Raw genomic sequence first — 5,373 nt, forward strand, 5'->3', positions numbered from 1 at the left:
GCCGCCGCTCCGTCGCCGTCGATCGATCCGAAGTTACCTTGACCGTCGACGGAAGGGATTCTCATCGAAAAGCTCTGCGCCATTCGCACGAGCGCGTCGTAAACGGCGGTATCGCCGTGCGGATGGTATTTACCGATGACGTCGCCTACGATACGAGCGGATTTTTTGTATGGCTGGCGAGAGCCCACGCCAAGATCGTTCATCGCATATAAAATTCGCCTATGCACAGGCTTTAGGCCGTCTCTGGCGTCGGGTAGCGCACGACCGATGATAACGCTCATCGAGTAATCAAGATAGCTCGTCTTGATCGATTCTTCGACGTCGATATCGATGATCTCCTGATTTTCAAACATATTTGATTGCATAAATATCCTTTTAAATTTTAAAGCGCGATTATAGCGAATTATTCTTTTGCATTAGCTAAAACCAAGCCGCACACGGGCATAAAGCCGCCATCGATCAAGCTCTCGCGCGCTTGCAGCATGCTAAGACCCGAGGTGATGATGTCGTCTACCAGGATCACGGGGAATTGCGGCGGGGTTAAAATTTTAAAATTTCGCTTGTGTTTTAGGCGAAATTCCAAACTCTGCCCGGTGTATTTGACGCGGTTTTGCGCGCGCAGGCAGTGAAATTTTGGCTCAATTAGCTCGCTTTTTAGCGCGCGAGCTAAGATCGCCGTGTGCGAATAGCCGCTGCGTGCGTCATCATCTAGCGGCACGGCGTTAAATTTAAAAATTCCGTCCGTTTTAAACGTTTCGTAATTTTGCGGATTTGCAGAAATTTCGCGCTGCAGATGAAGCGGGAATTTCGCTAGGCTTAAAGAGGCTATGCGCGCAAGCACCGCAGCGCCGTATTCGTGATGTTTAGAAAGTATAAGCTCTCGAATTTCGGAGTAGCCATAGTAGTAAAATACGCTAAAGCCCTCCACCTGCCGCATACTTAGGCGGCATTCGGCTAAATTTGCGGCGCAGGCGGCGCAGATCGTGCGCAGGCTAAACGCGCCGCAATTTACGCAGCGCATCTAAAGCGTCAAGATGATTTGATCGGCGGATTTTTTGACGATGTCGCCAAGCAAGCTTTGCACGAAAGGATTAAGCGATCTAGCCGTGCGAAGCGCGGTAAATTGGCTCTGATCCTGCGAAACGCGCTTGGTCGTAGTTTTGTTGCCCTGCACGATAGAAATCGCGATCTCGCCTCTTGCGCTCATATTTTCCTTCGAGTAGCCGTTGATCGCTGCCGAGATGCTTCTGATATTTACGGTTACGATATTAGAGCTTGCCGGATCGATCTTTACGCCACGAGCCTCAAGCTCCGCGCGCAAAGCCTTGTCGAACCACGCCGAAAGATTGTTTTTTAAAAGCACCTCATCGACGAGTTTGCCGTCGTTGTCGTTTATAACGGCGATTACCATCTGATTTTCGCGCTGATCGTTGATCGCGTTGATATTTACCGACTTGCCGCTTACGGTCTGATCGGCCTTAGAAAGATACGGATTTAGGCTGATGACGCTGCTGGTTTGCGAGCAGGCGACAAAAAATAGCGCAAAGACGCCGAGTAAAAATTTTTTCATTTCGATCCTTTTTCTGAAATTCGGGCGCATTGTAGCACTAAATTTAAAATTTATAGATTTTTTTGTATCATTGTAAGATCAAAGGAGAAATTTTGCAAGCACTCGCTTTAAAATACAGACCCAAAAGCTTCGAGCAGCTCATCGGTCAAGACGCCGTCGCCAAAAGCCTCGCGCACGCGCTGGATTCGGGCAGGCTGAGCCACGCATATCTTTTCAGCGGACTTCGCGGCAGCGGCAAAACCTCGACGGCTAGGATTTTTGCCAAAGCGCTTTTATGCGATAAAGGCCCTACCGGCAAGCCGTGCGAGATCTGCGATAACTGCGTAATGGCAAACGAGGGGCGCCACATCGACATCATCGAGATGGACGCCGCCAGCCACCGCAAGATCGACGATATCCGCGAGCTCATCGAGCAGACGAAGTATCATCCCGCAAGCGCGCGCTTTAAAATTTTCATCATCGACGAGGTGCATATGCTCACCAAAGAGGCCTCCAATGCGCTTTTAAAGACACTCGAGGAGCCGCCTAGCTACGTAAAATTTATCCTTGCGACTACCGATCCGCTCAAGCTTCCCGTCACGGTGCTATCGCGCACGCAGCACTTTCGCTTTAAGCCGATCGCTAAAAGCGCCGTCGTAGCGCACCTAGAGCAAATTTTAAAAACCGAAAACATCGCTTACGAAGAGGGCGCGCTTGAAATTTTAGCGCGCAGCGGCTCGGGCTCGCTACGAGACACGCTCACGCTCCTCGATCAGGCGATTATCTTTAGCCGCGAAGGAATCACGCAGCGCGCGATCGCCGATATGCTGGGCTTGCTCGATCCCACTAAAATCGGCGAAATTTTAGACGTCGTGCTACGCCAGGACCGCGCCGGCGCGATCGAGATCATCAAAGAGGTCGAAAACTACAACGCCGAGACGATAATCGACGAGATGATCGCAAATTTAAAGGATAAATTCCTGCGCCGCGACGCGAAATTTAGCCTGCTGATGTATGAGCGGTTTTTCCGCATTTTAGCGGGCGCTAAGAGCATGCTCGCCATCAGCCCGGACAACACTTACGCAATTTCTATGATGATTTTTATGATGATGGAGGCGGTAAATCTGCGCGAGATCGACGAGCTCATAGAGGTCGGAAGATCGCTGGATCAAGGCGAGGGCTATCCTTCGGCTTCGGTGCCTAATTTAAACGCGCAAAGCTCCGCGCCGAATTTTAGGTCAAATTCCAACCAAAGCGCGAATTTTTCGCCAAATAGCGAGCCGGGCGGCGCGACTTTTGCGCCGAGTGAGGCGGATAGCGCGACAAGCGGCGTGCCTAGCTTTACGGCAAGCGCAAAACGTCCCGCAAACTCGGCGCAAAACTTCGGTGCGGCAAAACAAAGCCCTGACGCAGGCGGCGAGATCAAACCGGGCGCAACGGCGCAGGCGCAAAATTCTAGCTCTTCCGTCAAAACGGGCGCTCAAAATGAAATTTACGAGAATTTTTTAGCCAAAATTTACGACCGCGATTACGATCTAGGCGAGAAATTTAGCAAATGCGTGGAATTTTTAAAGCTCGAGCGCGGCACATTGTATCTGCTCTCGCGCGCGCAGGGGCAGGACAGAGAGTACCTACGCAAGGGTTCGCGAGCGATCAATAGCGTGCTAAAATCGCTTTTCGGCGAGAGCGCAGCCATCAAGATCGAGCAAGGCGCGCCGCAAAACGGCGATGATCCCGCCCAAAGCGAGCGCGATCGGAATTCCGCACGTGGCGCAACCGCTACGCAAAGCAAGAATTCTACGCAAGGCGCGACTTTCGAATCCGGCGCCGATACTATGCGCCCTGCAAATTCGACCTCACAAAGCCCTGTAAATTCCGCGGCGCAAAATTTTACTGAAAGCTCAATCTCTAGCAGCGTGCAAGACAATCCCGAATCTACGCAAGCGGGCGAGCAAGAGAGCGAGCAGAGCTGTGCGCCGCAAATAAATTCCGCCGCAAATGAGGCGCAAGCCGCAAAATTGCAAACGGATGCGGTAAAAAATTCCGAGCAGCAAAATTTGGAAAAATCCGTGGCGGATTCTACGGCGCAAAATTCCGCGCAGCGAAATTCCGCGACAAATTCCAATTCGCAAAATTCCGCTTCAAATTCCAAGCTGCAAAATTCCGAAATTTCTGCAGGAGATGACGGCGGGGAGAAGGATGATCTGTTAAGATCCACCGATCCGCAAAACTACGCCGCAAAGCCCCGCGATGCGAGCAAGAGCGTGCGCGCCGCCAAGGCAGGCCTCGCCGAGCTCGCAAACGGCGCGCAGGACGGCAAGGAAATTTTGATCTCCGAGATAAATAGGCTATTCGGCGAGCCCACCAAAATCACGGAATAGCGCGCTGTGAATTAATTTACACTGCGCCGCGCGATTTTAAATTTAAGCGCGCCAAAACGATATAGAAATTTACGCGGCGAAGCGAACCTGTGCGATTTTAAAATTTCGGCTTTTTAAATTTTTACCCACTTCGCTCGGTTTTGTAACGGCGTTTGATCTTTCGAGGCAAACGGCTTCAGTGGGACGTGCGCAGCAAAGAGCCGCGCCAGCTCTTCGCGATCTCCCGCAGGTCTAAACCCGCTTTTGCCATCCATTAAACCTACTTCAATAATCCATCGGTACTAAAAAGCGCCGTTTGGGGTCTGTATCTTTACGCCGTGCGCATAAATTTCATAATTTAGCGACGCTTTTGAGCGCAGCTTGGCCTATTTAAAGATCAGCACCCCGCGCAGCAGGATCGCTTCCCAAACCTGGTGCGCCGGTATCTTTGCGGCAGCGACGCAACTCGGCGCCGAATTTAACGCTAGCTAGCATTGCGCCGCCCTCTAGCTCAAGTGCGGCAGCACTCTTTGCGACGCGAGACCTAAATGTAAGCCGTTCCCTCGCTGCGCCGCGAAAAAGCTTTTAAAATTTTAACGCCCTAGCCTTTTGCGATCTCGTAAAAACCGTCTTTAAAAACGACCTTGCCAGCACCCACGAGACGCTTTAAAAGCTGCGCGCTCGCTTCGTCAAACATCGCCTCCACGTCGCTCGTGCGCTGCGGACGGCGCGAGAGAGTGCGCAAAATTTCATCCTCGCTAAAGCTCAGCCGCTCGCTTGCATATTTAGGCGCGGCGATGATATTTACGTTTTGATTTTCGATGAAAGTAGCTAGGTAGCGCAGCTGCGCCTCGCACACACCCTGCACGCGATATGCGGGCGGACGATCGATCGTGCCCAGATCGACGCGGTGCGGATTGATACGCGCCAGAGCCCTATTTAGCGCCGCAAAGTCCTCTTGCGTGTCGTTGATGCCGCGTACGACTAGGATTTCGATATCAAGCTCGCCGCGAAACTCGCGCGCGAAATCCGCGATCGCGCTTACGATATCCTCGGCGCCGATACCCGCGTGCGGGCCGTCCACCTTGCGAAAGCTTTTCGCAAGCACGCTATCTAGCGAAAATTTGCAAATATCAAGCTTCGCTAACGCCGCGCTGTTTTCGCGCACGAGCGAGCCGTTTGAGAGCACAAGCAGCTTCTGCGGCAGGTTCAGCGCCTTTAGCGCGTCCACTAGCTCTGCAAAGCGCGGATGCAGCGTAGGCTCGCCGTTTGCCGTGATCGTGATGACGTCAATGCCCACGTGGCTTTGCAGCGCAGTTTTCAGCTCGGCGATGACCGGGCCGATCTCACAGGGCTCGCTCATCGCGCTCACCGGCTTGCCCGCGCCCAGCTCGCAATATACGCAGTTGAAGTTGCACTGCTTGCGCTGCGGGCTCAGATCGATACCGAGGCTGCGCCCGAACC

General features: G+C 52.6%; 5 protein-coding genes. 1 reads left to right on the plus strand and 4 read right to left on the minus strand.

The window, feature by feature from the left end:
- The 3 genes from Q0340_RS06500 to Q0340_RS06510 form a co-directional block, all read right to left on the minus strand.
- Positions 1-365 (minus strand): DNA gyrase subunit A (locus Q0340_RS06500; protein WP_298082628.1); only part of this gene is annotated, 365 nt, incomplete at its 3' end.
- Positions 366-403: 38 nt separating this feature from the next.
- Positions 404-1,021, minus strand: a complete 618-nt coding sequence (locus tag Q0340_RS06505; protein WP_298082629.1) for a ComF family protein — start codon at positions 1,019-1,021, stop codon at positions 404-406.
- Positions 1,022-1,570: a YajG family lipoprotein gene (locus tag Q0340_RS06510; protein WP_298082630.1), complete on the minus strand. Its 549-nt coding sequence runs from the start codon at positions 1,568-1,570 to the stop codon at positions 1,022-1,024. It lies immediately after the preceding gene.
- A 92-nt stretch (positions 1,571-1,662) separates the two neighbouring features.
- On the opposite strand from Q0340_RS06510, the gene Q0340_RS06515 reads away from it, so the two are divergent.
- A complete protein-coding gene (locus Q0340_RS06515; RefSeq protein WP_298082631.1) occupies positions 1,663-3,930 on the plus strand; it encodes a DNA polymerase III subunit gamma/tau in 2,268 nt (755 codons plus the stop codon).
- Between the two features lie 580 nt (positions 3,931-4,510).
- Here the strand turns inward: Q0340_RS06515 and Q0340_RS06520 are convergent.
- A partial coding sequence (locus tag Q0340_RS06520) for a radical SAM protein (protein ID WP_298082632.1) occupies positions 4,511-5,373 on the minus strand: 863 nt, incomplete at its 5' end.

Origin of the sequence: uncultured Campylobacter sp. (assembly GCF_938045595.1) — a bacterium.
GTDB lineage: Bacteria > Campylobacterota > Campylobacteria > Campylobacterales > Campylobacteraceae > Campylobacter_B.